This window comes from Paenibacillus sp. J22R67 (assembly GCF_059692175.1).
In genome coordinates, this window is sequence record NZ_JCAUAX010000010.1 from 108,235 (window position 1) to 133,401 (window position 25,167).

The following is a 25,167-nucleotide window of genomic DNA, read 5'->3' on the forward strand; positions in this document are numbered from 1 at the left end:
CCTGACAAAAGTATGTATTCCGTATATGACAACCTTATCATTCTACATGATTCTACTCATAATTTCCTCCATCCTTGGAAATGGTATGGGTAAGCAACAGGAAAGGAGGAATACGGCATGGCTAAAGACAAAACAATGGAACCGATGACAGGCGATATTGTGGAGACAGACGGTATTTATGCCAATGAGGCAGGGCAAGAGGTTACCCTCAAACGCGGTGATGAATTTCCTGCGGACCTCGTGCTTGGCCGAACAACTTGGGAATTGCAGGGCTTCGCGGAAGAAGCCGAGATTGATCACGATCAAACAGAGCTTAATCCTATGCGCAAGCGCGTCGATAACCGAACCTAATCTTAGAACCGGGCTGCTAGGATGCAGCTCGGTTTTTTGCCTCAATATGGTATACTAAGGGGATGATACTAAGCGCTGGGGGAACAAGCATGAACGGGAAACGAATTATTATTGTAACTGGCGGTACACTTGGGGATTGGGCTCTGGGTATCATTCAAGAGGACGATGTGCTAGTTGGCTCAGACCGCGGTGCCTTGTATTTGATTCAGCATGGCTATAAGCCTCATATTTCACTAGGGGATTTCGACTCAGTAACAGCTGAAGAGTTAGGCCTTATTCGTTCTTCAAGCGTTTCGTTTATCGAATGCGATCCTATTCATAAAGATTTGACGGACACAGAGATGGCCTTCAATTGGGCTCTAGCTGAGCAGCCTGAACAAATCATCCTGCTGGGTGCCCTGGGCACTCGTTTTGATCATTCATTAGCTAATGTTCATCTGCTTCGCAAAGGAACGGAGCTTGGCATTGCCTGCTCCATTATCGATGCCAACAACCAAATTATCGTTATGAATCAAACGACTCGCATTGAGCGTGGAAGCTATTCGCACATCTCTCTGCTTCCGCTCAGTCTAGAAGTTACCGGAATTACACTCCATGGCTTCGCATATCCGCTTCATCAAGCGACGTTAGAGATCGGCCAATCCCTCGGGATCAGTAATATACTCAAGGAACCAGAAGGTCTCATCGAGCTTCAGACAGGCCTCCTCCTGGTTATTCAAAGCAAAGATTAACAAGTTTCGGTATTTCCAGTAATCTCTTCAACGGATTAGGTATAATTCTTCCAACCATTGCTTACAAATAGAGTAATAGAATATTCCTCTAGAAATGGTTGGTGTGCCTATGAGCTTTCGAAGAAAGGAAATCCTGTCGTTTTCGTTATTTATCGGGATTTTCACGATATTGCTGCTGCTCTTAGTTAGCTGCCTTCCCGCCGCGAACTACGGAACTGAGGAGGCAGCTGACGTAGCTGCTGCTGATGATGTGCGGCCGGAGCTCCCCGCTCTACAAGCGGACGAGCCCCAGCTAAAAGGTGAACCTGTTACGGCGTCTAGTCCGGTACCAGATGCGGCGTCCGATACAGTGCCTAATTCTGTGCCCGATGCTGATCCTAGCGCTGAACCTGGCGCCGAACCTGGTGCCGAACTCGAGCAAGATTCCAACGCAGGGTATACGCTGTTTCTTCCACTCTCCGTGGACACGAAGCCGACTCCCCCCTCCGTAACTACGAACATTTATGTCCCTATTGTTCCACAAAAGATCACGGGCAAGCCTTCGTCCAAAGTCGGCATTCCCGTGCTCAACTACCACAGTGTAGCGATAGATCCAGGGAATATTGTCGTCATAACTCCGGAGAAGCTGGCAGAGCAAATGGCGTATTTGCACGATCATGGCTACACGCCGCTCTCATTAGAAGCATTTATTCGTCTTCTGGAAGGAGACATATCCGAGAAAGCCCCAGAGAAGCCTGTACTGCTAACATTCGATGACGGCTATCTCGATAACTATGAGCAGGCTATGCCGATACTGGCTAAATACGGGTTCCCTGCCACTCTCTTTGTTTCCCCTGGCATGACGGAGCAGGACGGCTATCTCAATTGGGAGCAGATTAAGAAGATGCAAGCAGGAGGCTGGGCTATTCAGCCGCACGGCATGTCGCATCCTCACCTCCCCAAGCTGACGGCAGAGGAGCAAGCCTACGAAATCGTAGAAGCCAGAAAGCTCATTGAGGAGCATCTGGGAACGAAAGCCGATGTCTTTTGCTATCCATACGGTGAACGTAACAAAACGACGCTGAAGCTTTTAAAACAGCATGGATTTCGATATGCTTTTACAATCGATCAAGGATTAGCAACAAATGAGCAGTCCCCTTTCCTGCTGAAAAGGCTTTTTGTTAATGGAGAAGAAGATTTACAAGCATTCGAAGCCAAGCTCCTTAAGCTCAAATAAGGGGCTTTTCTTTGTGGATATACGGTTCAAAATATCTGCTCTTATAGTATAATATACCTATTAATTAAGAGGAGCATCTTCATGTCACAACCAAATAAACGCTCCAGTTTCCGGCTGCATCTCCAAATACCCTTAACCGCCCTTTTCAAGATTATAGGGATCAAAAATAAAGCTACAGACACGAAGCATTCCAAAATCATGATTAAGGATATCAGCTCAGGCGGCATTCGCATGCACACGCCCTTGAATCTTCCTACCGAGATGAGCTTGCTATTGGAATTTACTTTTCATCTGTTTCATCAAGAAATGAAAATACTAGGGATCATTAAACGAAAAACGATGCTGAACCCCTCCCTCTATGAATACGGGATTGAATTCAGCATCGCAGACAAGGCGATCGAACATCAGTTGACTAGTCACCTGATTATGTTAGGTTCTCGCTTAAGGCATACCAACGTACTGGCAAGCTGCAGCTTTACTTCCGATGAAGATATGGAAGATATTTATTCGATGTCCTACGACATTACATAGCAGCAGCGAGCGCCTGCACGAACTGCTCCAAATAGCGCTGATCAAGTTCATCAAAACGGTTGAGACTAGGGCTATCGATATCCAGCACACCGATCAACTCATCCCCGAGAAGGATAGGAACGACAATTTCCGATTGCGAAGCGGCATCGCAGGCAATATGACCCGGGAACGCATGAACGTCCGGTACAAGCACCGTTTCCCGAAGCTGAGCAGACGTACCGCAAACTCCTTTACCTAGCGGAATCCGTACGCATGCCGGCAATCCTTGGAAAGGCCCCAGAACGAGCTCTTCCTTCTCTTGCGTCTTGTCCACCAGGTAGAAACCTACCCAATTCACATCTGTCAAAAACTGTCCGAGCAGCGACGCTGCATTCGCCAAGTTGGCAATTCGGTTCGGTTCATCATGTATCAATGCTTTAACTTGCTGAATCAGCAAGGTATAATTCTCTTCTCTTGTTCCTTCATAACCTGACTTTGCAAACATCACTGATCATCCTTCTTCCCCTTAACATTCTTACTCTCTCATCATACCAAAAAGTGTACATCTCCGCCAAAGGATAAGATTTACTTCACTATCCACCTAAATTAGATCGCTGGGCTACTGAGTGCCTTAGTCTGACCGTCCCCTGGGCGCTGGGCCACTCAGCTATTTCAATTGAGGCGCCTTATAGACAGCACCGTTCCTTGCTCCAAGGGCAATAAAAAAAAACAGCCAGCATCCGCGAGATGCCAACTGTCCTGCTTTTATTTCTGCCCGTAATACGCGTTAACTCCGTGTTTTCTCAGGAAGTGCCGATCCAGCAGCGTTTGATCCATTGGCTGGATCGCCGGGTTCAACTGGAAGGTGCGATAAGCGATCTTCGCCACCTCTTCGAGCACAACCGCGTTATGCACCGCATTGTGCGGATCCTTCCCCCAACTGAACGGGGCATGGCAGTTCACCAGCACACCCGGCACCATCGCCGGGTCGAGATCTCGGAACGTCTCGATGATGACGTTGCCCGTCTCCAGCTCGTAGGCTCCTTTAATCTCAGCCTCCGTCATGAGACGTGTGCAGGGCACTTCGCCATAGAAGTAGTCCGCATGGGTTGTCCCCAGCGCAGGGATGCCTCTCCCGGCCTGCGCCCAGCTTGTCGCCCACGGCGAATGCGTGTGGACAATCCCGCCAATGGCCGGGAATGCCCGGTACAACGCCAAATGGGTTGGCGTATCTGAGGAAGGCTTCAGCGTGCCTTCTACAACTCGGCCTTCCAGATCAACGACAACAAGATCTTCGGCCTTCAAGTCCTCGTAAGGCACACCGCTAGGCTTGATCACAACAAGCCCTTGCTCCCGGTCAATCCCGCTGACATTGCCCCACGTAAATGTTACGAGCCGATATTTCGGCAAATCCAAATTTGCTTCCAGTACCGCTTGTTTCAAACTCTCCAGCACGTGTACTCAACACCTTCCGATAGGAATGTACGTATAATGTACTATTATACACTTGTACGTACATGTTATCTAGATAGTGAGGAGATAAAGTTTGAGGTGTACAACTTGTATGTACACCTCAAACTTTATGCCGTTAATGATTAAGCATGTATGATTGAAAAAATAATGGTTTTGCCATCTGGCTCAAGCCGCGTTTCTACGGAGAAACTGCCAATTTGCTTCGTCGTTGTTTCCAATACGCCCTTCGCTGCTGCGCGCTCACACGCATCCGTGAAATGGCGGTAGAAGATATCCGCATCATATCCAAAAAGGAAATCCGTAAACTTGCGAATGCTTTCCATATTGCGGGCTAGAGTTCCATCCTCAAGGCGAACCGTTACGCCATAAGTCAGAAATTGAGGATCAAGCCACAGCGAAGCCTCATTGCTATTACGCACACCAGCCGTCGCTCCGTTCACGGCGAGTGCTTTGGCATCCGCATCCCGGAACAGGCGGAGCGTTGTTTCTTCCAAATCGTAGTTCGTCCCGCGAAGCTTGCCTGCATCTTCCATCATGCTATAGGCATCAAGCATACGCTGATCAGGGAATATCAGCTTTTTATAGCTGCCATCCTTGGTTGGAACGACTTTGATGAAAGCGTCCCCTTCGTTCTTCACACTGATCCGCTTGGACTTCGTCTGCAATCGAGTAATAATTTGCAAGGCTTCCGCACGGGTAACATCTCGACCCACACCAAAATACCCATTTGGGTACCCTTCCATAATCCCCTTCGTCATAGCTTCGCCAATAAATTTCTGCTGCCTGGTCGTCGCACTTTGCAGATCACCGAATTGAGAAGCTGCTTTGAGGCTGTATACCTCATCTTCCAAATACTCTGTTTCCTTCAGCAGGTAATACAAAATCTCCGCTACGTCTTCGCGTTTCAGCTTCGCCTTATAGTCCGTAAATTGTCCCTTACTAATGAAATGAAGATCGCTGGCCAGATCCAAGTACGGCTTCGCCCAATACCCGACCGTGCTTGGCTTGAACGTGAAATCCCGGTAATCCTGTTTCAAAATGCTCTGATTGCCCGCGCTTAATGCTTGCAGAAAGCTTGTTTTCCAATTGCGCTCGCCATTCGGAAACTTGTCTGTAAAAGCAAGTAAAACGATTTTCACAAATTGGTCAGCCGTCACGGCATCATCTGGTCGAAACGTCCCATCTGGGAAGCCGTCCAGCAGCCCTTGCTGCGCCATCTGGGTAATTGTCTGCTCTGCCCAGTGACCTCGCACGTCTGACAGACCCGCCGCTTCACTTCTTGTTTGTCCAACCCCTATGGTCATTACACAGCAAACCACTGCTATGGCTATCCATTTATTCAACTGCCCCATGTTAAGATTCTCCGCTCTCTACAAATTTTCGGTACCAACTTGTACCATTCTCTAGGATAAGGCTTCTATTAACCTTTGAGAATAGCCTTAAAGCCTAGTAAGAGAGACGCGCCAAGCACTAGCAGGCGTGGGTCTATAGCCGCAGGGCCTAGTTTAAATAAGAGAAGCTGACTCCGTCTTTCTGCATATCAAAAAGGACCATATCCTCTACATACGTAGATAATATAGTCCCACTATGCCAGCACCTAGCCTAACTTTCTGCCAGCGCCTACGGTTTTCATTGAATTATAGTAACGCAGCCAATCGGTTATGTATAACATTTTCGTCAGGAAGTCCGGCGCATTCCCTTGCAGGTAGGCATATTTCTCCTGCTGCAGCAGCTGATGCATCTCGAAGCTTTTCAGGAATATGGCTTTCACAAAAGCCTCTTCTGTTTGGGGCTTGTGAAGATCCGTTCCCCGAGAGAGTTCAATCTCCTCAAAAATCACACCTCTGTAGTAAGGATGCACATTGACCTGTCGCCCCATATCTACATATGCAAGACCTGTATATTCAAAAGGCAGCCAAATTAAATTCGTCTTCTTATCTTCCAGTTTAACGGTATACACTAAGCCCAAATTCAAAGCAACTGGCTGAGGGTAATTGTTAATGACTCCGGAACGCAGGTGATCCATGACATGCTCAACGAAATTCATCGTGTTCTTCCTCTCCATAGGACCTGATTTACATGCAGTATCCTTCCTACATATTGCGTGCTAATACCTAATATTGTCAAGGCTGCAATTCAGTTTCGGCCTATGATTTGCATAAAAAATACCAATAATTGTGATACTAGTCCAAAGACATTTTGAAGTGAAGAGGACGGGTTTTCTTTGCCAACACATTCCACCCCCAGATGGACAATGGCTGCTGTCAGAAGGTTCGATATTATCTATGCCCAGCGACGTAACCCCTACATGGTTGCCTGGTGGTCGGCCTCCTTCCCTGGCTTTGGACATCTGCTCATGTACAAAAATGCGACAGGTGTTCTGTTAACGCTTTCTGAAGTCATTATTAATTCATTGGCCAAAATCAATCTAGCTATGGTGTATTCGTTTAGCGGGAATTTCGCGATGGCAAAGCAAGTTTTGCATCCTGGGTGGCTATTTGGTTATATGTTTATTTATTTCTTTGCGATCTGGGACAGCTATCGCTGTTCTATCGAAGTCAATAAGCACTACGAGCTGGCTATCTTAGAAAACGGGAGAATCCCCGTACATCTCATGCGTTCAACCGGCATCCAGTTTCTTGAGAAGAAGAGACCACTTATTGCCGCCTATTGCTCATTCCTTTTTCCAGGTCTTGGGCAGCTTTACAACAAGCACATTTGGCTTGGCTTTTACGGGATTCTCTGGTGGTGGATTTATCTCACATTTTCTCACTTCTATGAGGCGCTTATGGCTCTCATCTTGGGACATAATCAAATGGTTGTCAGTATTCTGAACCCTCAGTGGCTCATGTTCATGCCTTCCGTTCTAGGAGGTGCTATGTACCACTCTTATACAAGTGCGATTGAACAAAATCGGCTCTTCCGCATCACACAGCGCCAATATTTAACCGATTATTATGAGAAGGCCAGGATAGCACCGATGAATGGTACCGAAATGAACTCCCCTTTGTTGATGATTGGCACATTTGAGCATTGTACGGAGTTAGAACAAGCTTTAAGCATGCTGGAGCACAGAGGTATTCATCCAAGCCGGATTCGTCCTGTCCTCATGGATGCCCATGCAGACAAATCACTATCCATTGTTGATCAACGCTTTGATCAAACAGCTAAATCCGTTGAAATTGGCTTTGCCAGCGCAACAGCCTGCAGTGTCTTAGGGATCAGTCTAGGCTTCATCTTAGAATGGGGTCCAATCATTTGGGGACTTATCTACGGTTTTGGCGGCTTCCTGCTTGGGTTTGGCATCGGGCTCCTCATCAAATCCAAGCATAGCCTCCCTCATCAAAAGCATAAACTTCCCGAAGTGACCGTTCTTGTACAGTATCTAAATGAAGAAGAAGCTGCGCTTATTCATGAAACTTTTTGGCGTTACAAAGCTATTACAGTGGGGAAAATCGATCGCAAACACGCTGATTCTGCCCTTTAAACGGCTGAACAACACGTTAGAACACTTTAGCCGTTTCGGCCAGACAGTTGCAGAACGCGCCTTTTCTATATAAAGGAACGATTCTCTTCCCCAGCGCCAATCTCCTCTTGATTCCGACCTATCTCTTTCTCCAAATTTAACTTCATTCTCCGACTCTTGCGGCAATATCCTTGCGAATGATATAGGTATGGGATTGTTCCGTAAAATATTTTGGGCGTTTTGCGAACTTTTTCTAACCTGCAAGCGTCTAATTCAGTGAGGTGAGAGAATGGAGACGACCGGTGTCCATGTATTTGAGTATTTAAAGTACGTATCTGAAACGACGGATCAAAAAGTAATTCTTCGTAATTTGATGGAGACCTATGGAAATGATGTTTGGAATTACGCCTTCAGCATTTGCCGTAACTCCGATTTGGCTGATGATATTGCCCAAGATGCCTTCCTAAAAGTTTATCGCAATCTTACTACATTCCGCGGCGAGGCTTCGGTCAAAACCTGGCTTCTTACCATTACACGTAATACAACTTATGACTATTTACGCAAAGCTTTCTGGCGCAAAGTGACCCTTGTTGGCTTCATTCAATCAGCGGGTACATCGAACTCCGCCGAAACAGAAGCAATGGAGAAATTATACGCTAGCGATATTTGGAAAAAAGTAATTTCCCTCCCACCGAAATATCGGGAAATTCTTATTTTGCATGCCCACTATCAGCTCTCAACGAAAGAAATGGCGTCTATTCTTAATATTTCGGAGGGAACCGTTAAATCACGGCTTCATCACGCCAGACTCAAGGTGGTCAAATTGAAGGAGCGTGAGGCTCTTGAACAATCCTGATCCGGATGATTTACGCAAGCAATTGGAATCAGGACCGCTAGAGCGCCCCGGCTTTACTTCCAAGCTTCAGCGTGATATTGAAGAAGCGGTTGAGCGCAAAGAACGAACGAAGCCAAGGATCAAACCCGTGCTTTGCTTCGCAGGCGTCGGTGCGATCGCTGCCGTAATCTTGCTTTTCCCTTGGAATACGTTACATACCCAAAGTGATGCCGCACCTGCGACAGATACAGCCGTCACGGCAACAACAGCATCCTTAAGCCTCTCTCCTGCGCCGATTACCACGGCTCTGTTGATTGGTTTAAGAACGGAGCATGAACCTGCCAGCGAACCTGGACGCGTGCTGAAACCCATGCGCTATAGTACTTATCGCACGATGCTGATCGCGCCAGTTCGCGGGCAGCTGCAGAAAACTTCCGAAGGCACAGGAATTCTTATGCCTTATAAGCAAAACTTCTGGAAGATCGATTCGCTAGTCCATCGAACCAAAACGGATGAGTTCCACTATTTATCCGCTCATTTGGCGGATCAGCCTGTGAAGCCGGAAGCTTTCCCTGATCAGGAAAGCGAACAGCTCAATCGGACAGAAACCCTGCTGTTTGCGGGGAATCAATATGTATCTATTGCCGAGTCGGAACAGACTTTGCGTGGCGGCGCGCCCTATCAAGCGGATCGCATCTGGGTCCGCAGTCTGCCGCAATTAAAAGAAGGGCACACCGTCGAGTTCTACAATAAACCGGTGGACAAGAATCATGTGTCTATCGCCGATGTCTACGGCACTAACACGAATATCAGCGGTGTGCTTGCAAGTATATCCAGCAGTTTGCGCGGCGAGGTGTCTGGCCAAAGCTGGACGGTTCAGCGCGAACCGGGCCATTGGGTTGGCAAGGTCGCTGAAACACCGCATGTCACAGCCGCTGCGGCAGCACCAGACAGCTATGCACTGCATGACTTCCCGCGAGAGCTGCCCGATAAAGTCGTCAACCATGACGATCTATGCTGCAACTGGAACGGGATTCAGTCCTCTTGGCCGCAAGCGACCGACGCTCTGACTTCACCGATGAACGATATGCTCGTCATCTTTGAGGATGGCAAGCTCAAGTTCTATCCCTACGGTCAGGCACCAGGCAATGATCCGCAGCTCATGCTGGATCTTCTCCCCGGCGAGCAGCTTGTTATGGCGCAGTGGGCCACAGACCATTACGTCGAGGAATGGATCGATAAGGTTGGCCGATATTTAGCACCAGAGACGGATAAGCTTGTTCCGTCGATTGACTATTAAGCAGATTAAGGATCCGTTCTCCAGTTACTGGGAACGGATCTTTTTTTTTCATTGTCATTTGTTTCATGTCCTGAATACAATGTTACAGCTAAATGCCTAAGCCTAAAGAACTTAAGGACGAAAGGATGACGATAAAGGACAATGAAAAGATCATATAAACTCACCGAAATCGCTGGCAAAATCGGAAAAACACGTGCATCTGTGGTGGAATGGTCAAATCACTTTCGCGAATTTCTTCCGATCGTAGCTGTTAACGGATCACTCCGGTACACAGAGGAAGCCATCGAAATGTTTCAGACCATTGCCAAAATGAAAGATGCCAATAAACCACTTAAGTTTATTAAAGAACAGTTACAGGAAATGTGTGATAAGGAAACTCTGGCTATTCCCAAAGAAATACAGCCTGCACCTCCTGCGCCCTCCACTACTGTGAGTTCCAATTTACCTCCGCTAGCTGTTAACAAATCGAACTCGCAGTTTAGTAATGAAACAATTGAATTACGTAATTCGGTGCAACTCCTCAAGCAAAAAATAGAGTCAAATAAAACACCAGAAAAGTTAAAGGACTATGCGGATAACCTCAATCAAAAGGCTAATATAGCTTCCATTGCGGCAACCAAGGCCTCCTCCCCTGTGATGGATCACTCCAACTTTCAATTCGACCTGTTAACGCATAAATTTACAGAGCTAAGTGCCATCGTCCATTCGCTCATGCAGAAGGTCATACAAACGCCAGAACAAACAACTAAGGAAGAAAACTTGATAACCACAGTTGAAGCATTGAATACGCGGTATCATACGGTTTCGGATGAAATCGCGGACCTGCGTAACGAAATTCAAACTCTCGTGCAAGCACAAGCACAAGCAGAAGCACAAGCACAAGCAGAAGATCAGCCCGATGTTTCGGAAACGGACCTCAAGGGTGAGATACTTGCCGCCGCAACGGAGCTATTGAGTCCACAATTCGAGGGTGTTTCGGAGGAAGTACAGAAGCTGGGCAACCGATGTGATGCGCTTACCGAAGAAGTAACAGAGCTGAACAGCGCCAATCAGATTCTCGTTAACAAGATCGCTGAGCTCATTGAACAGGACATCCGAAGTGAAGTTGCTACAACAATTGAATTACTACACAGACAATTTGAAGGCACTTCTATCAAAGTAAAAGGACTGCAGAATGTAATCCAAGCCGTTCAACAACAGATTCAGGAAACTTCGGAACAAGACCTCAAAGGGGAAATACTTAAAGCCACAACGGAGCTGCTGAACCAGCAGTATGAAGGCGTTACTGGGGATATGAAAGAACTGAAAGAAGATCTAGACAGAAAATACGATGACATGTTTCAAAAAATGAACGCACAGCAACGATTACTTGATAGGATCGCCGAATTCTTAGGCTATCCGGTTATTAATTAATCATCATTGATTGCATAAATAATAGAACTTTCACGCAGCTAGCGGGCTCTATTATTTATGCTCTTGCTGTTTCATGCGTTCAGCTTACATTTGAAGTCGTTTTCACATGGTATGAGCTCATGAATACATCCATAAACGTCTGCGCATATCGGGGATCCCACTGCGTCCCCTTGCCTTCCGCGAGAATGGCCATAGCCTTCTCGACAGCCATCCCCTTCCGATAAGGACGATCGGAAGTCATGGCATCGAACGCATCAGCTACTGCAATAATGCGTCCAAATTCTGGGATTTCCTGGCCTTTCAGGCCGTCCGGATATCCCTTGCCATCATAGCGCTCATGGTGCGAGCGCACGCCTGGAAGCAAAGGCGCCATCGCCTCCGCCGGCTCAATTTGCTTCAAGATCGATTCGCCCAGCACCGGATGCAGCTTGATTTTCTCAAACTCCTCATCCGTCAATCGGCCTTCCTTCAGCAGTACATTGTCGCGCACGCCAATCTTCCCTATGTCATGCAGCAGCGCTGTTTTGTTCAATAAATCGAGATCCTGCTCACTTAGAGCCACAGCTTTCCCAATCAGTAGAGAGTACTGCGCAACGCGTGTGGAATGCCCCGCCGTATAAGCATCTCGGGCATCGAGGGCAGCCGCTAATGTGGAATAATAGCTCTGCAGCAGCTGATTATTCATACTCTCACGGGCTTCAAGTCCCTTGACCATATGATTAAAGCCCGTAACCAATCTTGAAAATTCATCCGAATATAAATCCGAAGCTCTAACCTGCAAATCCCCGGATTGCACTTCTTTCATTGCTCGGTGCAAATCCTCGATAGGCTGTTGAATATCTCTGGCCAACATACGTGCCCCAAGAGAGGAAAACCCCACGCCAAGCAGCAAAATGATGCCCGCCCATTTCCAATAATCCACCGTGAAATTCGACGACTGTGAGATAAGACGAATTTGCGTAGCTAAGCTGAAGAGAAACAGCGGCATCGTTCCAATCAGGAACGCGCTCAGCTGGAACTTGCGTTGAATGGAGACAATCACATGCCCATCCAAAGAGACGTCCTCGCCGTAAAGTCGCTGACCTACCTCACGTATATGTATAAGAACCGGTCGGATCGCCTGCGCTGTCGTGAAAAACTCAAGCAAAGCATGCATGCTCGCCACAAGCACAGCACCTATTCCAGCAAGCCCAATGTAATAAGCCGGCAGTGATAGCCAGCCCATCGCAATCCCGATAGACGCCATCGTCATAGCTGGAATCGACAGACCAAGAAAATGAGGACCCAGAATCCGTCTCACGGAGAGCGCTGGAAAGCGGTGTGTTTGCAAATAAGCGTTCCGAATGGCCGTTAAATTAGGAGACTCCTGCTCCAGCATGGCGCGAATGGGTTGCATGTGCCGGCGAAACACCAGCAGCTCCGCCAACATCATTACTCCTAGGGAAATGATCATAATGATGAAAATACGCAACATTTCTGCATTCGAAATGGATAATGTCGTTGATATAATGACCCCGCCCACCACAACAACAGCAATACCCGAACCTATGATATAATTGCGGATCAAATCTCGTAGAAACCTTTGGTAGATCATCATGATTAATGCCTCATTTCACTCTAAACTTAGTCCTTATTGTATAGCAATTCGACCTTTTACGCTTATAAAAAAAGCCCCCGACCTGATAGGTCGAGGACGCATTGCTACTGTGAAATCATTCCGTTTCCTTATTCAAATTAGTCACAATGTCCTTGCCAAGGAAGGCGCGAGCAAGCTCCGTCACACTCTGACCTGTTAATGTCTGAGTAATTTCAGGCACCTGGGCGATCATTTTGACAATGTCGCCTGTTATCTTGTTCACGCCGGATGTCGCGCCGTCTTGGGAAATCACCGTGATTTTGTCCACGTTGCTCAGTGGTGCCGCAATCTTCTCCGCTAGCTCCGGCAGAATGCGAAGAATCTCCACCGTCACCGCCGCCTGCGTGTACTGCTTGTAAGCTTCCGCCTTCTTCTCCAGCGCCTCCGCTTCAGCCAGACCTGCCAAGCGAACGACTTCCGCATTCGCTTTCCCTATGGCGAGCTCCGCCTCGGCCGTCGCTTCACCGCGCTTTCTCGTTGACTCGGCATCAGCCTCGGCTTCGAGAATTTGCCGCTGTTTGCTCACCTCGGCGCGCATAATTGCCGCCTGCTTTTCTGCTTCCGCTGGCTTAATGACAGACGCCTCGAGTTCCTTTTGCTTCAGCTCAACCTCAATCTGCCGAACGGTCTTATTAGCTTCAGCTTCCATCTGTCTAATCTTCACCTGTTCCGTCACAAGTGATTGCTGAATCTGTTTCTGCTTCAGCTCATAGGCCAAGTCCGCTTCGGCCTGCCGGCTCGTCGTTTCCTGCTTAAATTCTGCTTCTCGCATGCTAAGTTCCTTGCGGTACTGCGCTTCTTTGGCCGATGCAACCGTTTCGGCTTCGATCTTAAGCTGGTGCGCTTCTGCTTTGCGAATAGCGGATTCTTTCTCCGTATCGGCTTGACGAATCTGTATGTCTCGTTCAACCTCAGCTCTGGCAATGCTGGCGCTTTTGCGAATGCGCTCCACTTCCGGTACGCCAAGGTTCTCAATATAACCTTGATCATCCGCCACACGTTTGAGGACGAAGGAGATCAAGCTCAGCCCCATTTTATCCAAATCCTCTGAGCACGTTTCCCTCATCTTGCTGTTCAACTCATCTGGATTCTTAAGAATGGATTCCACCGTCAATTGCCCTACTAAACCGCGCAGATGTCCTTCTACGGAATGCAAAATCATCATCTCTCGCTCGAGCAGCGTATGGTCCAGAAACTGCTCGGAGGCTGTGCCAATGGCGATAGGGTCGCTTTGAATTTTGATTTGAGCGACCGCCTCGATTTTGAGTCGAATCCCCTGTTGGGAAAACATCGGTTGATCGGGCTTGACGTCGAAACTCATGAGCATCATCGAGATCGTTTTGAAGCTCTGGAAGCCTGGGATCACGAACGTTCCTCCGCCCTGTACGACGCGTTTGCCGCCTAAACCGAACACAATCATCGCCTCATTCGGCGGAACTTTCTTATAAGCTCTAACAATGGTAGTAAGTAGAATGAAAATAACAACTACAATCGCAACAACCGTATACATAACCGTTAACATGATCGAATAACCTCCCGGAAGTTAGTAGTACCTCAAAGCTTAGTCGCTAAATTGACTTACTGTAGCGACTCCTTTGTCCATATGAAGAATGACCACTCTCGCTCCTTTGGCTATTGATTCTCCAAGCTCAGATCGCGCGCTGATGGATCGTTTGGTCCCCTGCATGACAATCACCATCTCGCCGATGCCCTTCCCGTTTATGGGCACAATCAGCTTCCCTAACTGTCCATTGAGTTCAAAATCGCTTTCTTTCATACTGTCATCATGCTTATAGATGACTTTGGCATAGAAAAGGAAGAACAGCCACCCCACGAAAAGCCCGGCACCAATGGCAATGAGCAGGACGAGTAAACTGTTGGTCACTCCTACCTCACTCAGCATATACCCCATCCCGCCGAATACCGTTAAGCTCGCTAAGAGGGAAGACAAGTTGAAAAAGGATGGTCCCCCATGACCATGGGCTCCTCCGGTATCTCCGTGGACTTCGAAGAAATCACCGCCAAAAAATGTAACAAGAACAGTTAGTACAAGGCCTACAAAAAAACATACGGCAAACAAAGTCATCATAGACGTCACCTCCTTGCGGCCTCCTTCAGGAAGCATATTCCATCTAATAAATATAGACGAAATTGGTAATAAAAGGTTTCGGTAAAAAATAAACCGTTTGCGTGCGAATCCTTCTTCTGAGCGTCGCGTATAATTATTGAACGTCTTTTTGATATTTCTATTAAAACTAAGGAGTAGATTAGCACATGTACAAAAAGAAAATGACTTGGTGGGTATCCGCCGCCATGGTGTTCCTGCTGCTTACGCTGACAGGCTGCCAAGCTGTACAAGGCTTAGACATTGCTGCGGCGATCAAAAACAGTGCAACCGTAAAGTCCTCCGAATCCAAAGGCACCTTGCAGATTGAACTAGTGCCCGGCGACACCTCCAAGCTAACAGCTGACGAGCAAAAATCGCTCAATGCTCTGCAAAACGTAAAAGTTGAGCTTACGAACGTGAAAACACAGAATGCACAACAGGTTTCTGCAGAGGGTACAATTACATATGGAAAAGGCTCCATCCCATTCAAGCTTGCCACTGAAGGCACGAAGATTATTTTGAATATCGAAGGTGAGAAAAAACCGATTGTTTATGATCTCTTAAGCGGATCGAATGTAACGTTCATGAACATGCTGCCAACCGTCCTTCAGGAACAGTTCGGAAACAAAATAGCCGAGATTAAACCGTCGATTATTGGACTTATTTTAGCGAATACGGCAAATCCTTCAAACATCACAGTCTCAGCGGTTACGGACAAAGTTAACGGTGCTGACCTGTCTCTCCAGCAAGCACATATAGAATTAAACGGCACTGAGCTCGCCTCTCTGTTACGTACACTGTTCAGTAATATCCTGGCAGACGAAGCCGGATTAAAAGAGCTGCTGAGCCAATTGTACGATGCTTTGTTACCTGTAATTGAAGAGCAAATCAATGCTGGCTCCGCAGACTTCTCCTTAAAGATTTTGAGCAACAAGCAATTAGCCGTTGGACTCGTCTACGAGCCTATCCGTGACTTCCTGGAGAAAACGGCAGCTTCTTTCGAAGAGGCCATTACCGGGGATGCCGAGCAAGGCGTAATGCCCCTTAACGGCTTATTTGACAGCAAAACCACGCTGCAAGCTGATATTTACATGGATGCCGACACATTCATTCGCAAGCAAACACTTGCTGTGAGCATGCCGCTTCCGGATAAAGGCACTGGCGTTGCAGGGCTTAAACTTTCCTTCGCTAGCGAAACTTGGAATATGAATAAGCCGGTTACAGCCGAAACAATTGATATCTCTGGCGGTGCGGTACTAGTTGGAAAGGACGCATCCTCCATCTACCACGTACTGGATAACTTGGATAAACAGTCCCTTTTCTACAAAATGCTTCGCGAAGATATGAAAGTAACGAAGAAGGAAGTTAACTTGAAGCTGACGGATGGCGGGGCTGGTTCAACAAGCGATACTCCGCAGCCATTCATTAACGCAGACAACAAAACAATGGTGCCGGTGCGCTTTATTTCCGAAAAGCTTGGCGCTGAGGTTGGCTGGAACGGCGACTTACAGGAAGTCACCATCAAAGATTTGTTATCCGGTAAGACGATTGTTCTGAAACTGGACAGTAAAATAGCTACGGTGGACGGTGCTTCAATAGAGTTGGAGAGCGCTGCAACGCTCCATAATGGATCTACCTTCGTGCCGATTCGTTTCATCGCTGAATCGCTTGGCGGTAAAGTATCCTTCAACGATGAGACCCGTGTAGTGACAATTAAACGTGATTAACCTCTGATAAGAGATTAGGCTAATGCACCTTTTTCTGACGACTGAATAGTCTGTAGTGAACCTAGGCAATAAGCCTACCGCTGCGCGCAGCCGTACGAAAAAGGAGCGAAAGCCATGTATATGAATCCGTCGCAACACCCTGGACATCACGGACCTCAAGTTCTTTATCAAGCAGACCCCAACTGGCAGCATCAGATGATGCAAAAGAGGAATACCCTCATGGGTGCTCTTCACCCCCATGTTGGTCGTACGATTCGTGTCACAACTATTGACGGGCATACGCATGAAGGTGTGCTGGTGAACGTGGATGGGCATCACGCTTATCTGCAAGTCAACACGCATGCTCAGCCTCACGGGCATCATAGACCTATTTATACTCCTGCCCAGTACAATCAAATTTTGACGTTAGTGCTGTTCGAGTTGCTAGTCATTCTACTGCTTGCTTAAAATGAAAGTTCGCCCTCACCCGGCCTACAAAGACCTTGGGTGAGGGGCGGGCTTTTTTTTGAGATTGAAGACTGTCGCGCGTGGCGGGGAATGGATGTGATCTACTGCTGCATAAATCGTTCAAATGAAGCTTGGCAGTCACTCGCAAGCCGTTCCTCATCTTCCCCAACAAGCCTGCCGTTCTCGACGACGACCTTCCCAGCCACAATGGTGTAGTCCACTGGACGTTTAAGGCCGACCGTTGCCAACCATGATTTGGGGTCAGTCTGCGTCCCTACAGCGTCAATATGGTCTACACGAACCATGAACAAATCCGCTGCCTTCCCTACCTCTAGCGATCCAATATCGCTTCTCCCTAATATCTCAGCGCCGCCTCTGGTGGCGATCTTCAATAAATCATAGCCGCTTGGCGCTTGGGCGCTAGATTGAAGTCTGTGCAGCAAATACGCTACCCTGAGCTCCTCAAGCAGGTTCGATCCGTCATTGGAAGCACTGCCATCCACTGCTAAACCTACGGGAATCCCCAAGTCCAGCATTTCCGGGACTCTGGCGATACCCGACGAAAGCTTCATGTTGGAAATCGGGCAATGCGCGATGCCTGTTTTGGTTTGCGCGAGCAGCTTCATTTCCTCATCGTTAAAATGGATGCCATGGGCGAACCACACGTCAGGTCCTAACCAGTCCAGGCTTTCCATGTAAGCCAGCGGTCTCATCCCGAACCTTTCAAGCGTGTAGGCTTCTTCATTTTTCGTCTCAGCGAGGTGTGTGTGAAGCCGCACTCCCTTAGCTCTAGCCAGCTTCGCTGATTCCCGCATCATCTCTGCGGAAACGCTGAACGGTGAGCAAGGCGCCAGCACCACTTGGCGCATCGAGCCTGCGCTGGCATCGTGATAAAGATCAATCAGCCTCTCGCTGTCAGCAAGGATCGTATCCAGATCCTGTACGACGCTCATAGGGGGCAGCCCCCCTTGATCCTTGCCAAGCGTCATGGACCCTCTGGATGCAACGAAGCGAATGCCTAAGCGCTTAGCTGCTTCAAACTGTTTATCGATGAAATGGACGCTATTTTGCTGTGGGAACACATAATGATGGTCGAAGACCGTGGTACAGCCGTTTTTCATGAGATCGGCAATGCCCGTTAGGGAGCTGTGATAGACAGTATCAGGCGTGATCCCTTTCCAAATTTCGTATAGATAGCGGAGCCAGTCGAATAACTCCAGCTTTTGTACCTGCGGCAAATTGCGCGTAAACGTTTGATACAAATGATGATGTACGTTAATTAGGCCTGGGTACACAAACATTTGCGAGGCGTCAATGACCCTGTCTGCTTCATACAAATCCTTACCCATCTTCGCAATCCGATTCCCCTCAATGAGGATATTCGCCCGTTCCAATACGCGATCCTCGGCATCCACCGTAACAATAGCTTGAGCATTACGAATCAATATTGAACCCATCTTCATTCCTCCTCAACGTAAATAAGGGAACAAAAAATCCTAACCAACAAACACAATATATGGACATATATTGTGTTCGTAGTTAGGATTTAGGTTCCCAGTAGAGCCCCCGAACCAAATTATCGAGGTTATACGAACTATGAAATTATGTGGCGCAACGATATTTAGCCTCAGTATAGGCAACTTTTGGCAGCACGTCAATTGGTTTGAAATGAATTTTTCATGAAATTGGAATAAGCTCCCTTCTAATTGGATATATTATCAAAGCTGCGTTAACAAGCTGTCAGGTTCTGAATGATCCAGAAGCAATACGCAGGAACAAATTATTGGAGGTTTATGTCTACATGGAAACAGGTACGGTTAAATGGTTTAATGCAGAAAAAGGATTTGGTTTTATCGAAATGGAAGGCGGCAATGATGTGTTCGTTCACTTCAGCGCTATTACGGGGGAAGGTTTCAAAAGCTTGGATGAAGGCCAACGCGTACAATTTGAAGTTGTTCAAGGTAACCGCGGACCGCAAGCTGAAAATGTAGTCAAGCTGTAGTCCTTACCACATATTGCTATACACTGCTTGCGAGTCTGAGGCTGAGTCTATAATGACAAGGAGGAGTTCATATGTACTTTTCAAAGAAATCGATGGAACCTGTGCCCGAAGAGCAAACGAACATTTGGACCTGCAGCACAGAACAGTGCTCATGTTGGATGAGAGATAACTTTTCATTCGCCGAAAGTCCGGAATGTCCGATTTGTCATTCTGCCATGGTCAAGGATTCAAAGATGCTCCCAACCTTATCGAACACAAGCAGCAGGCGATAATTTAGTAATAGCAGCCTACGGCAGTACCCAAAGCCCTAATTGTCTTCGTAATGGAGGCAATTAGGGCTTTGCTATTATCAGAAGGAAAAGGAGACCCGCTAAGGAGTCTCCCTTGTCCATTTTTATAAAATCGTTCGTTGAAAGTCTGCTTCATCATAGGCTGTGTACTCACTGGAGGGCTTCGCCAGAACAAGGATTTTCCCTCTATCCAGCTCACCTTCCAAACGACTAGCCTCCATCTCGGGTACGCCGAGTGCCTTCATCTTCGCCCTAAGCTCATCGCCGCGGGAACGGAAAAGATTCGCAATGGCTGTCAGCATACCCTCCTCCTCCAATGTAATTTGCTCTGCACCCGTATAATTCGCGACGAAATCGGTACCTTCAGCACTATGCGTCAGCACATAAATGTGTTCTCTCGAAAAGCCTTCCCTGTACAATTGCTGTACTTTGTCCTGCGCTTCTTGAAGATTGGTTGTCACACTCACTCTTGTGTACGTACTCATGGTAATTCCTCCTCTTTCGATTGATTTTATAGGGTAAAGCGATTGTTACTGCGGGTTCATGTGGACTAGTTGCGGATTAGATGCCTCTGCGTCTGCCGAAAATCAACGATACGACAAACATGATCAGGAATACGAAGAACAATACTTTGGCAATTCCTACTGCCGCTGAAACAATTCCAAAAAATCCGAATACACCAGCTACAAGAGCAATGATTAGAAACATGACAGCCCAGCCTAACATAGGAAACACCCTCTTTTCATCGGTAATTTGTGTTGCTTGGCTATGCTATCTATTAACCGCTTGTCCTTAGAATGAAACACTTATTGGTGAAAAATCTCCCGCTCAATTCTCTCCAGCCTCTGATCCATCCGCTCGAGCAGCTCCTTCATCTCCATATTCTCCTGTTCAGCCCGATAGTTAATGGCAAAATCAAGAATAGCCTCCTGCTTATCTCGATTCGCCTGGCGATTCTGGCTCATGAGAATAACCGGCGCCTGAAACGCTGATATGCAGGAAAGTATCAAATTGAGCAAAATGAACGGCGGCTTATCGTAGGCGAAGCGCGTCAGATTGAGCGCCATCCAGCTCACCAGAAACAGACCAAACAGCAAGATAAACGTCCAGCTTCCTCCGAAAAGCGCGATACGGTCGGCAATGCGGTCCGCCCAGGACGACTTTTTGGCCTGCTGCTGCGTCAAATGCGACTTGATATTCCCTTGATACTCTCTGACCATAGCGGTAATCCGGGTTAATTGCTCTATGTTAAGCTTGGCATTCGTTTCATTGTCCAACTCTTCAATCAGCTTGTCGGGCATGCGCTCATCTGGAGATAAATGCTCGTCTTCTGTGCTCATTGTGATCCCCTTCTTTCTGTTGATTTATAACATAGTTTAACCGCCGCCGCTGTGGGCGAAACAGGGGAAGGCGCGGTAGGGCGCGCCTTCGGAGAACTTCTAACGATGTTTCTCATCGTTGGGGGGACTCTACCGCGGCTCTCGTGCTCTCCAACGATGTTTTTCATCGGTGCAAGTAGGAGTCGCTCTCGGCTTCTCGCTACGCGGAGGCTTCTAACGATGTTTCTCATCGTTAGGGGGCCTCTGACGCGGCTCTCGCTCTCTCCAACGATGTTTTTCATCGGTACACGTGGGAGTCGCTCTCGGCTTCTCGCTTCTCGGAGCCCCTAACGATGTTTCTCATCGTTGGGGGGCCCCTGATGCGGCTCTCGCCCTCTCCAACGATGTTTTTCATCGGAGCAAGTAGGAGTCGCTCTCAGCTTCTCGCTACGCGGAGGCTTCTAACGATGTTTCTCATCGTTGGGGGGCCTCTGAGGCGGCTCTCGCCCTCTCCAACGATGTTTTTCATCGGTGCAAGTAGGAGTCGCTCTCGGCTTCTCGCTACGCGGAGCCCCTAACGATGTTTCTCATCGTTTGGGAACTCTGCCTTGCCGCTCGCGCACAACAAAAAAACCACTTGAGACGATACCCTCATCGTCTCAAGTGGTTTTATTTCTTACGATATATACGTTCCTGTGGAACATACTCTTCATAATGCACGCCTTCAGGCACGAAAAGGATGGACTCCTTCTTGCCTAACCCCAGATACCCTCCTCCTACTAAGCTGTCGTGAAACAAGCTGTGTACCTGTGTCTGCAGCTTATGATCGAAGTAGATCAAGACATTGCGGCACAATATCACATGAAACTCGTTAAAAGAACCGTCCGTTGCCAGATTGTGCTGCGCAAACATCAAGTTATCCTTCATGACCGGCTGGAAATAGGCATACTGATGATCCGTCGTGTAATATTCGGAGAAAGCTTTGGTTCCGCCAGAATCCAAATAATTCTTAGTGAAGTATTGCATCTGCTTAAGCGGGAATGCTCCTTTTTGCGCAGCATCAATCGCCTTCTCGTTCATATCCGTTGCATAGATCTTCGTTCTCTCCGCCAAACCCTCTTCCTGCATCAGGATGGCCATGGAGTACACTTCCTCCCCCGTGGCACAGCCAGCGTGCCAGATGCGAATCTCGGGGTACTGTCTGAGCTCAGGCACGACCAAATTGCGAAAAGCACGAAAAAAGCTAGGATCCCGGAACATCTCGGTGACGCGGATCGACATGTCATTGAGCAAGCGATCCACGAAGCCAGGTTCATGCAGAACCTTCTCCAATAGCGCCGTGACATTCGGCAGCTTCTCTGCTTTCATACGGTTAAGGACCCGCCTCCGTAAGGAAGACCTGACATAGTGCCGGAAGTCAAACCCGTACATTTGATACAGGCCTTCTAGGAGGAGATTAATCTCAATGTTTTGTCGTTCATCCTCATACGGTGGTTTCTCCAAATCGACGGGCTCCTCCACAGGCTTACGATTCAATGTTTCTTCACCTGCTTCGTTAGCCATACACGCATGAGCGAAAATAGCTGATCCATATTTAGCGGCTTCGTAATATAATCGGAAGCGCCGGCTTCCAGACATTTCTCTTTCTCACTTTTCATCGCTTTGGCCGTAAGGGCGATGATTGGCAGCTCACGCATGTGCAGTTCTCCTCGAATCGCCTGCATGGCTTCATAACCGTCCATGACCGGCATCATGATGTCCATCAAAATGAGATCGTAGTCGGCATCTTCGCTTAACATCTCCAAAGCATCTTTCCCGTGATCTGCCACATCCACGGTAACACCCTTCGTCTCCAGCGCTGTAACGAGCGCAAAAACGTTACGCGCATCATCATCGACGAGCAGCACTCTTTTGCCGTGGAACAACTGCGTATCCGAATGGATGACTTCCACGTCCGAGATGATCGTTTCAACCGACGAAACGCCAGAACTCGGCTCCGGGGCTTGTGTAGAGATAATCGTTCGCTCTTCAACGGCTGCAGCAATTTCTCCCTCATGTGGGTCCTTGCCAGACGTCTCATTCTCCTGCTCCGTTTCAGCTGCGTTAGGCACGTAAAGCGTAAACGTACTGCCTTTGTGCACCTCGCTTTTCACAACAATAGAGCCTCCGAGCAGACGCGTAAACTCGCGGCATATCGATAAACCAAGCCCTGTTCCGCCAAATTGGCGGTTTGTTGTCCCATCCACCTGGCGGAATGCTTCGAAAATGACCTGCTGCTTGTCGATTGGAATCCCGATACCCGTATCCGTAATCGAGATGGCAAGCACTTTCTCTGCCGGGTCCCTGTGCAGGAGTTCCTTCACACGAACCGGGTCAGCAAGCGCAATTTTCATCATGACGGAGCCTTGTTCGGTAAATTTAAACGCATTGGAGAGCAGGTTCTTCAATATTTGCTGAAGTCGCTGACCATCCGTTTGAATGACATTCGGCACATCTGGTTCCAAGCTGACGTCGAAATCGAGCCCCTTTTTCTCCGCAACAGGCGCAAACATTAGCTTCATCAGTTGCGGCAGTTCGGTCACATTGAAATCGTCCGTCATTATTTCTATTTTGCCCGCTTCAACTTTGGATAAATCCAGGATATCGTCGATCAGCGCCAGCAGATCTTTCCCTGCGGCATTAACCACGCGCGAATACTCCACAATCTCTGACATTTGCAGATCGCCATTATTCTCCGCGAGCATCTGTGACAAAATCATGATGCTGTTCAGAGGTGTGCGCAGCTCATGCGACATATTCGCCAGAAAATCGGATTTGTACTGGGAGCTTGTCTCCAGCTTTAGTGAATAATCCTCCAGCTCGTCTTTCGCTTTCTTTAATTCCAACGCCTTTTGCTCAGAGAAATGGTTCTGCTCCTCTAAGAATTCGTTGGTCATGCGCAGCTGCTCCTGCTGCATATGCAACTCTTCCGACTGAGCTTGAAGCTCCTCGGATTGCGCTTGAAGCTCTTCCGTCAACATCTGAGACTCGGATAACAGTCGATCTACTTCCATTCGGCTGCGCACATTCGTGATGGCCGTGCCGAATTTCTCCTGCAACGAGTCAACCAAGGTTAAATGCTGAGCTTGAAACGTATGAAGAGACGCTAACTCGATTACAGCCTCTGTACGGCCATCCACGAGAATAGGTGCTACCAGCAAGGTACGAGGGGCAGAGGCACCTAAACCAGACGTTAGTTTTACATGATTTTCAGGCAGGTTATCAATCAGGAATATGCGCTGATCCAGTGCACATTGACCAATCAAACCTTCCCCCAACCGAAAAACAGTCGCAGAAGGGTCCTTCCCAGATGCCGCATAACCGGCTACTTTCACATAGCGGGCTTCCTCCTCGATATTTTCTCGTAGGTAGACAACGCCATATACACTATCAAGCATCGGCGCCAGCTTGCTTATAAAGGTTCCGCCCAACGTGCTGATATCATTGATCCCTTGGTACAAAGTGGCGACTTCAGCGATATTCGTTTGAATCCAGTTTTGCTTCTCCAAGTCCCCCAACATATCATTGGTGGCTTCTGCCAACTCTCTTATTTCATCGTGACTGGTCAGTTCGATTCTTGATGCCAAATTCCCTTCGGAAGAAGTAATATATCGAATCATTCTCGTAACTTGCTTTATCGTATTCGTAATAGAGTTAGATAAGATTAGAGCGACTACGATAGCAAAAATAGAAATGACGCCTAGAAGGGTAAAAAGGACAATTCTAAGATTTTCATTACTTTGAGCAAGCTGATCGGCCCTGGCCTTCGTCAACTGCTTCTCGGCCGCGAGAAAAGAATCAAACTGTGTGCGCAGTTGATCCATCAGTTTTTTTCCTGAGTTCTGCTTAAAATAGTCGTCGATTGCCGCTTGCTTGTTTTCTTTCTTTAACTGAATGACATTATCCCCAGCCGTGCGGACCCAGCTTTGAATCGTTGGCTTAATACGCTCTAAACTTTCCTTCTGAGCTGGGTTATAGCTGATTAACTGTAGTAGTTTATTATAATTATCGAGCCACGTTTTGTTGGCTGTGTCATAGGGTTCCAAGTACTGAGCGTCTCCTGTGATGATGTAGCCCCGCATGCCGGTTTCCATATCCACCATGTTTTTCTGTATGGCGTTAATAAGATCATGCGCTTCCAAATCGTGGCTGGCGACGAAATCCACTTCCTTCTGCAGCGAGCTGACACGACCGCTCACAATGAGAAGAGCTATTCCTAAGCATATGATAATAAATACATATCCCATAATAATTTTTGCACGTATATTCATACGAAAAAATTTGCCCATAGCTGCCTCCTAGTAC

At 47.7% G+C, this 25,167-nt stretch carries 25 protein-coding genes and 1 riboswitch; of the genes, 12 read left to right on the top strand and 13 right to left on the bottom strand.

Annotated features, from left to right (window positions below):
- The first annotated feature begins 117 nt into the window (after positions 1–117).
- The 4 genes from AC58VC_RS29240 (at position 118) to AC58VC_RS29255 (ending at position 2,829) form a co-directional block, all read left to right on the top strand.
- Positions 118–351 carry a hypothetical protein gene (locus AC58VC_RS29240; RefSeq protein WP_145667771.1) on the top strand — a complete coding sequence of 78 codons (234 nt, stop codon included), beginning with the start codon at positions 118–120 and terminating at the stop codon, positions 349–351.
- Between the two features lie 89 nt (positions 352–440).
- On the top strand, positions 441–1,082 hold the full coding sequence (locus AC58VC_RS29245) for a thiamine diphosphokinase (RefSeq protein ID WP_497374016.1): 642 nt from the start codon (positions 441–443) through the stop codon (positions 1,080–1,082).
- A gap of 109 nt (positions 1,083–1,191) precedes the next feature.
- Complete coding sequence (locus AC58VC_RS29250; protein WP_497374018.1) at positions 1,192–2,298, top strand: polysaccharide deacetylase family protein; 1,107 nt, start codon at positions 1,192–1,194, stop codon at positions 2,296–2,298.
- A gap of 81 nt (positions 2,299–2,379) precedes the next feature.
- Positions 2,380–2,829 carry a PilZ domain-containing protein gene (locus tag AC58VC_RS29255; RefSeq protein WP_497374020.1) on the top strand — a complete coding sequence of 150 codons (450 nt, stop codon included), beginning with the start codon at positions 2,380–2,382 and terminating at the stop codon, positions 2,827–2,829.
- Here AC58VC_RS29255 and AC58VC_RS29260 read toward each other — a convergent pair.
- The 4 genes from AC58VC_RS29260 to AC58VC_RS29275 form a co-directional block, all read right to left on the bottom strand.
- Positions 2,822–3,313, bottom strand: a complete 492-nt coding sequence (locus tag AC58VC_RS29260) for a GAF domain-containing protein (RefSeq protein WP_497374022.1) — start codon at positions 3,311–3,313, stop codon at positions 2,822–2,824. The genes AC58VC_RS29255 and AC58VC_RS29260 overlap by 8 nt on opposite strands.
- A gap of 260 nt (positions 3,314–3,573) precedes the next feature.
- Positions 3,574–4,263, bottom strand: a complete 690-nt coding sequence (gene araD, locus AC58VC_RS29265; protein WP_497374024.1) for an L-ribulose-5-phosphate 4-epimerase — start codon at positions 4,261–4,263, stop codon at positions 3,574–3,576.
- 140 nt (positions 4,264–4,403) lie between these two features.
- Positions 4,404–5,633 (bottom strand): S-layer homology domain-containing protein, encoded by a 1,230-nt coding sequence (locus AC58VC_RS29270; RefSeq protein ID WP_497374026.1) that lies wholly within the window; start codon positions 5,631–5,633, stop codon positions 4,404–4,406.
- A 245-nt stretch (positions 5,634–5,878) separates the two neighbouring features.
- On the bottom strand, positions 5,879–6,328 hold the full coding sequence (locus tag AC58VC_RS29275; RefSeq protein ID WP_497374028.1) for a hypothetical protein: 450 nt from the start codon (positions 6,326–6,328) through the stop codon (positions 5,879–5,881).
- Positions 6,329–6,505: 177 nt separating this feature from the next.
- Here AC58VC_RS29275 and AC58VC_RS29280 point away from each other — a divergent pair, with 177 nt between their 5' ends.
- The 4 genes from AC58VC_RS29280 (at position 6,506) to AC58VC_RS29295 (ending at position 11,295) form a co-directional block, all read left to right on the top strand.
- Positions 6,506–7,768, top strand: coding sequence for a hypothetical protein (locus tag AC58VC_RS29280; RefSeq protein WP_497374030.1), 1,263 nt, complete (start codon positions 6,506–6,508; stop codon positions 7,766–7,768).
- Between the two features lie 268 nt (positions 7,769–8,036).
- Positions 8,037–8,603 (top strand): RNA polymerase sigma factor, encoded by a 567-nt coding sequence (locus AC58VC_RS29285; RefSeq protein WP_145667779.1) that lies wholly within the window; start codon positions 8,037–8,039, stop codon positions 8,601–8,603.
- On the top strand, positions 8,590–9,882 hold the full coding sequence (locus tag AC58VC_RS29290) for a hypothetical protein (RefSeq protein ID WP_497374032.1): 1,293 nt from the start codon (positions 8,590–8,592) through the stop codon (positions 9,880–9,882). The genes AC58VC_RS29285 and AC58VC_RS29290 overlap by 14 nt, the downstream gene beginning before the upstream one ends.
- A gap of 141 nt (positions 9,883–10,023) precedes the next feature.
- The gene (locus AC58VC_RS29295; RefSeq protein ID WP_497374034.1) at positions 10,024–11,295 is read left to right on the top strand and encodes a MerR family transcriptional regulator; all 1,272 of its coding nucleotides are present in this window, start codon (positions 10,024–10,026) and stop codon (positions 11,293–11,295) included.
- Positions 11,296–11,374: 79 nt separating this feature from the next.
- Here AC58VC_RS29295 and AC58VC_RS29300 read toward each other — a convergent pair whose 3' ends face one another.
- The 3 genes from AC58VC_RS29300 to AC58VC_RS29310 all read right to left on the bottom strand — a co-directional run bounded on the left by AC58VC_RS29300 (position 11,375) and on the right by AC58VC_RS29310 (position 15,020).
- Positions 11,375–12,892: an HD domain-containing phosphohydrolase gene (locus AC58VC_RS29300; protein ID WP_497374036.1), complete on the bottom strand. Its 1,518-nt coding sequence runs from the start codon at positions 12,890–12,892 to the stop codon at positions 11,375–11,377.
- A 115-nt stretch (positions 12,893–13,007) separates the two neighbouring features.
- Positions 13,008–14,453 carry a flotillin family protein gene (locus AC58VC_RS29305; RefSeq protein WP_497374038.1) on the bottom strand — a complete coding sequence of 482 codons (1,446 nt, stop codon included), beginning with the start codon at positions 14,451–14,453 and terminating at the stop codon, positions 13,008–13,010.
- 39 nt (positions 14,454–14,492) lie between these two features.
- Positions 14,493–15,020, bottom strand: coding sequence for an NfeD family membrane protein (locus tag AC58VC_RS29310; protein WP_497374040.1), 528 nt, complete (start codon positions 15,018–15,020; stop codon positions 14,493–14,495).
- 185 nt (positions 15,021–15,205) lie between these two features.
- Here AC58VC_RS29310 and AC58VC_RS29315 point away from each other — a divergent pair, with 185 nt between their 5' ends.
- The gene (locus AC58VC_RS29315) at positions 15,206–16,765 is read left to right on the top strand and encodes a copper amine oxidase N-terminal domain-containing protein (RefSeq protein WP_497374042.1); all 1,560 of its coding nucleotides are present in this window, start codon (positions 15,206–15,208) and stop codon (positions 16,763–16,765) included.
- A gap of 114 nt (positions 16,766–16,879) precedes the next feature.
- Positions 16,880–17,212, top strand: a complete 333-nt coding sequence (locus AC58VC_RS29320; protein WP_497374044.1) for a hypothetical protein — start codon at positions 16,880–16,882, stop codon at positions 17,210–17,212.
- Positions 17,213–17,313: 101 nt separating this feature from the next.
- Here AC58VC_RS29320 and AC58VC_RS29325 read toward each other — a convergent pair whose 3' ends face one another.
- Positions 17,314–18,669 (bottom strand): 8-oxoguanine deaminase, encoded by a 1,356-nt coding sequence (locus AC58VC_RS29325; RefSeq protein ID WP_497374046.1) that lies wholly within the window; start codon positions 18,667–18,669, stop codon positions 17,314–17,316.
- Positions 18,670–18,728: 59 nt separating this feature from the next.
- A riboswitch (purine riboswitch) is annotated at positions 18,729–18,825 on the bottom strand.
- A gap of 188 nt (positions 18,826–19,013) precedes the next feature.
- Between AC58VC_RS29325 and AC58VC_RS29330 the strand changes: the two genes are divergently transcribed.
- Positions 19,014–19,214, top strand: a complete 201-nt coding sequence (locus tag AC58VC_RS29330; RefSeq protein ID WP_028555458.1) for a cold-shock protein — start codon at positions 19,014–19,016, stop codon at positions 19,212–19,214.
- A gap of 71 nt (positions 19,215–19,285) precedes the next feature.
- Positions 19,286–19,486: a cold-shock protein gene (locus AC58VC_RS29335; RefSeq protein WP_161406717.1), complete on the top strand. Its 201-nt coding sequence runs from the start codon at positions 19,286–19,288 to the stop codon at positions 19,484–19,486.
- A 122-nt stretch (positions 19,487–19,608) separates the two neighbouring features.
- Here AC58VC_RS29335 and AC58VC_RS29340 read toward each other — a convergent pair whose 3' ends face one another.
- The 5 genes from AC58VC_RS29340 to AC58VC_RS29360 form a co-directional block, all read right to left on the bottom strand.
- Positions 19,609–19,989 carry a YflT domain-containing protein gene (locus AC58VC_RS29340; protein ID WP_497374048.1) on the bottom strand — a complete coding sequence of 127 codons (381 nt, stop codon included), beginning with the start codon at positions 19,987–19,989 and terminating at the stop codon, positions 19,609–19,611.
- A gap of 76 nt (positions 19,990–20,065) precedes the next feature.
- A complete protein-coding gene (locus tag AC58VC_RS29345) occupies positions 20,066–20,230 on the bottom strand; it encodes a DUF1328 domain-containing protein (RefSeq protein WP_127458160.1) in 165 nt (54 codons plus the stop codon).
- Between the two features lie 80 nt (positions 20,231–20,310).
- Complete coding sequence (locus AC58VC_RS29350) at positions 20,311–20,844, bottom strand: DUF1003 domain-containing protein (protein ID WP_497374050.1); 534 nt, start codon at positions 20,842–20,844, stop codon at positions 20,311–20,313.
- A 648-nt stretch (positions 20,845–21,492) separates the two neighbouring features.
- Complete coding sequence (locus tag AC58VC_RS29355) at positions 21,493–22,386, bottom strand: CheR family methyltransferase (protein ID WP_497374052.1); 894 nt, start codon at positions 22,384–22,386, stop codon at positions 21,493–21,495.
- Positions 22,356–25,151 carry a CHASE3 domain-containing protein gene (locus tag AC58VC_RS29360; protein ID WP_497374054.1) on the bottom strand — a complete coding sequence of 932 codons (2,796 nt, stop codon included), beginning with the start codon at positions 25,149–25,151 and terminating at the stop codon, positions 22,356–22,358. Before AC58VC_RS29360 ends, AC58VC_RS29355 begins: the two co-directional genes overlap by 31 nt.
- Positions 25,152–25,167: the final 16 nt, after the last annotated feature.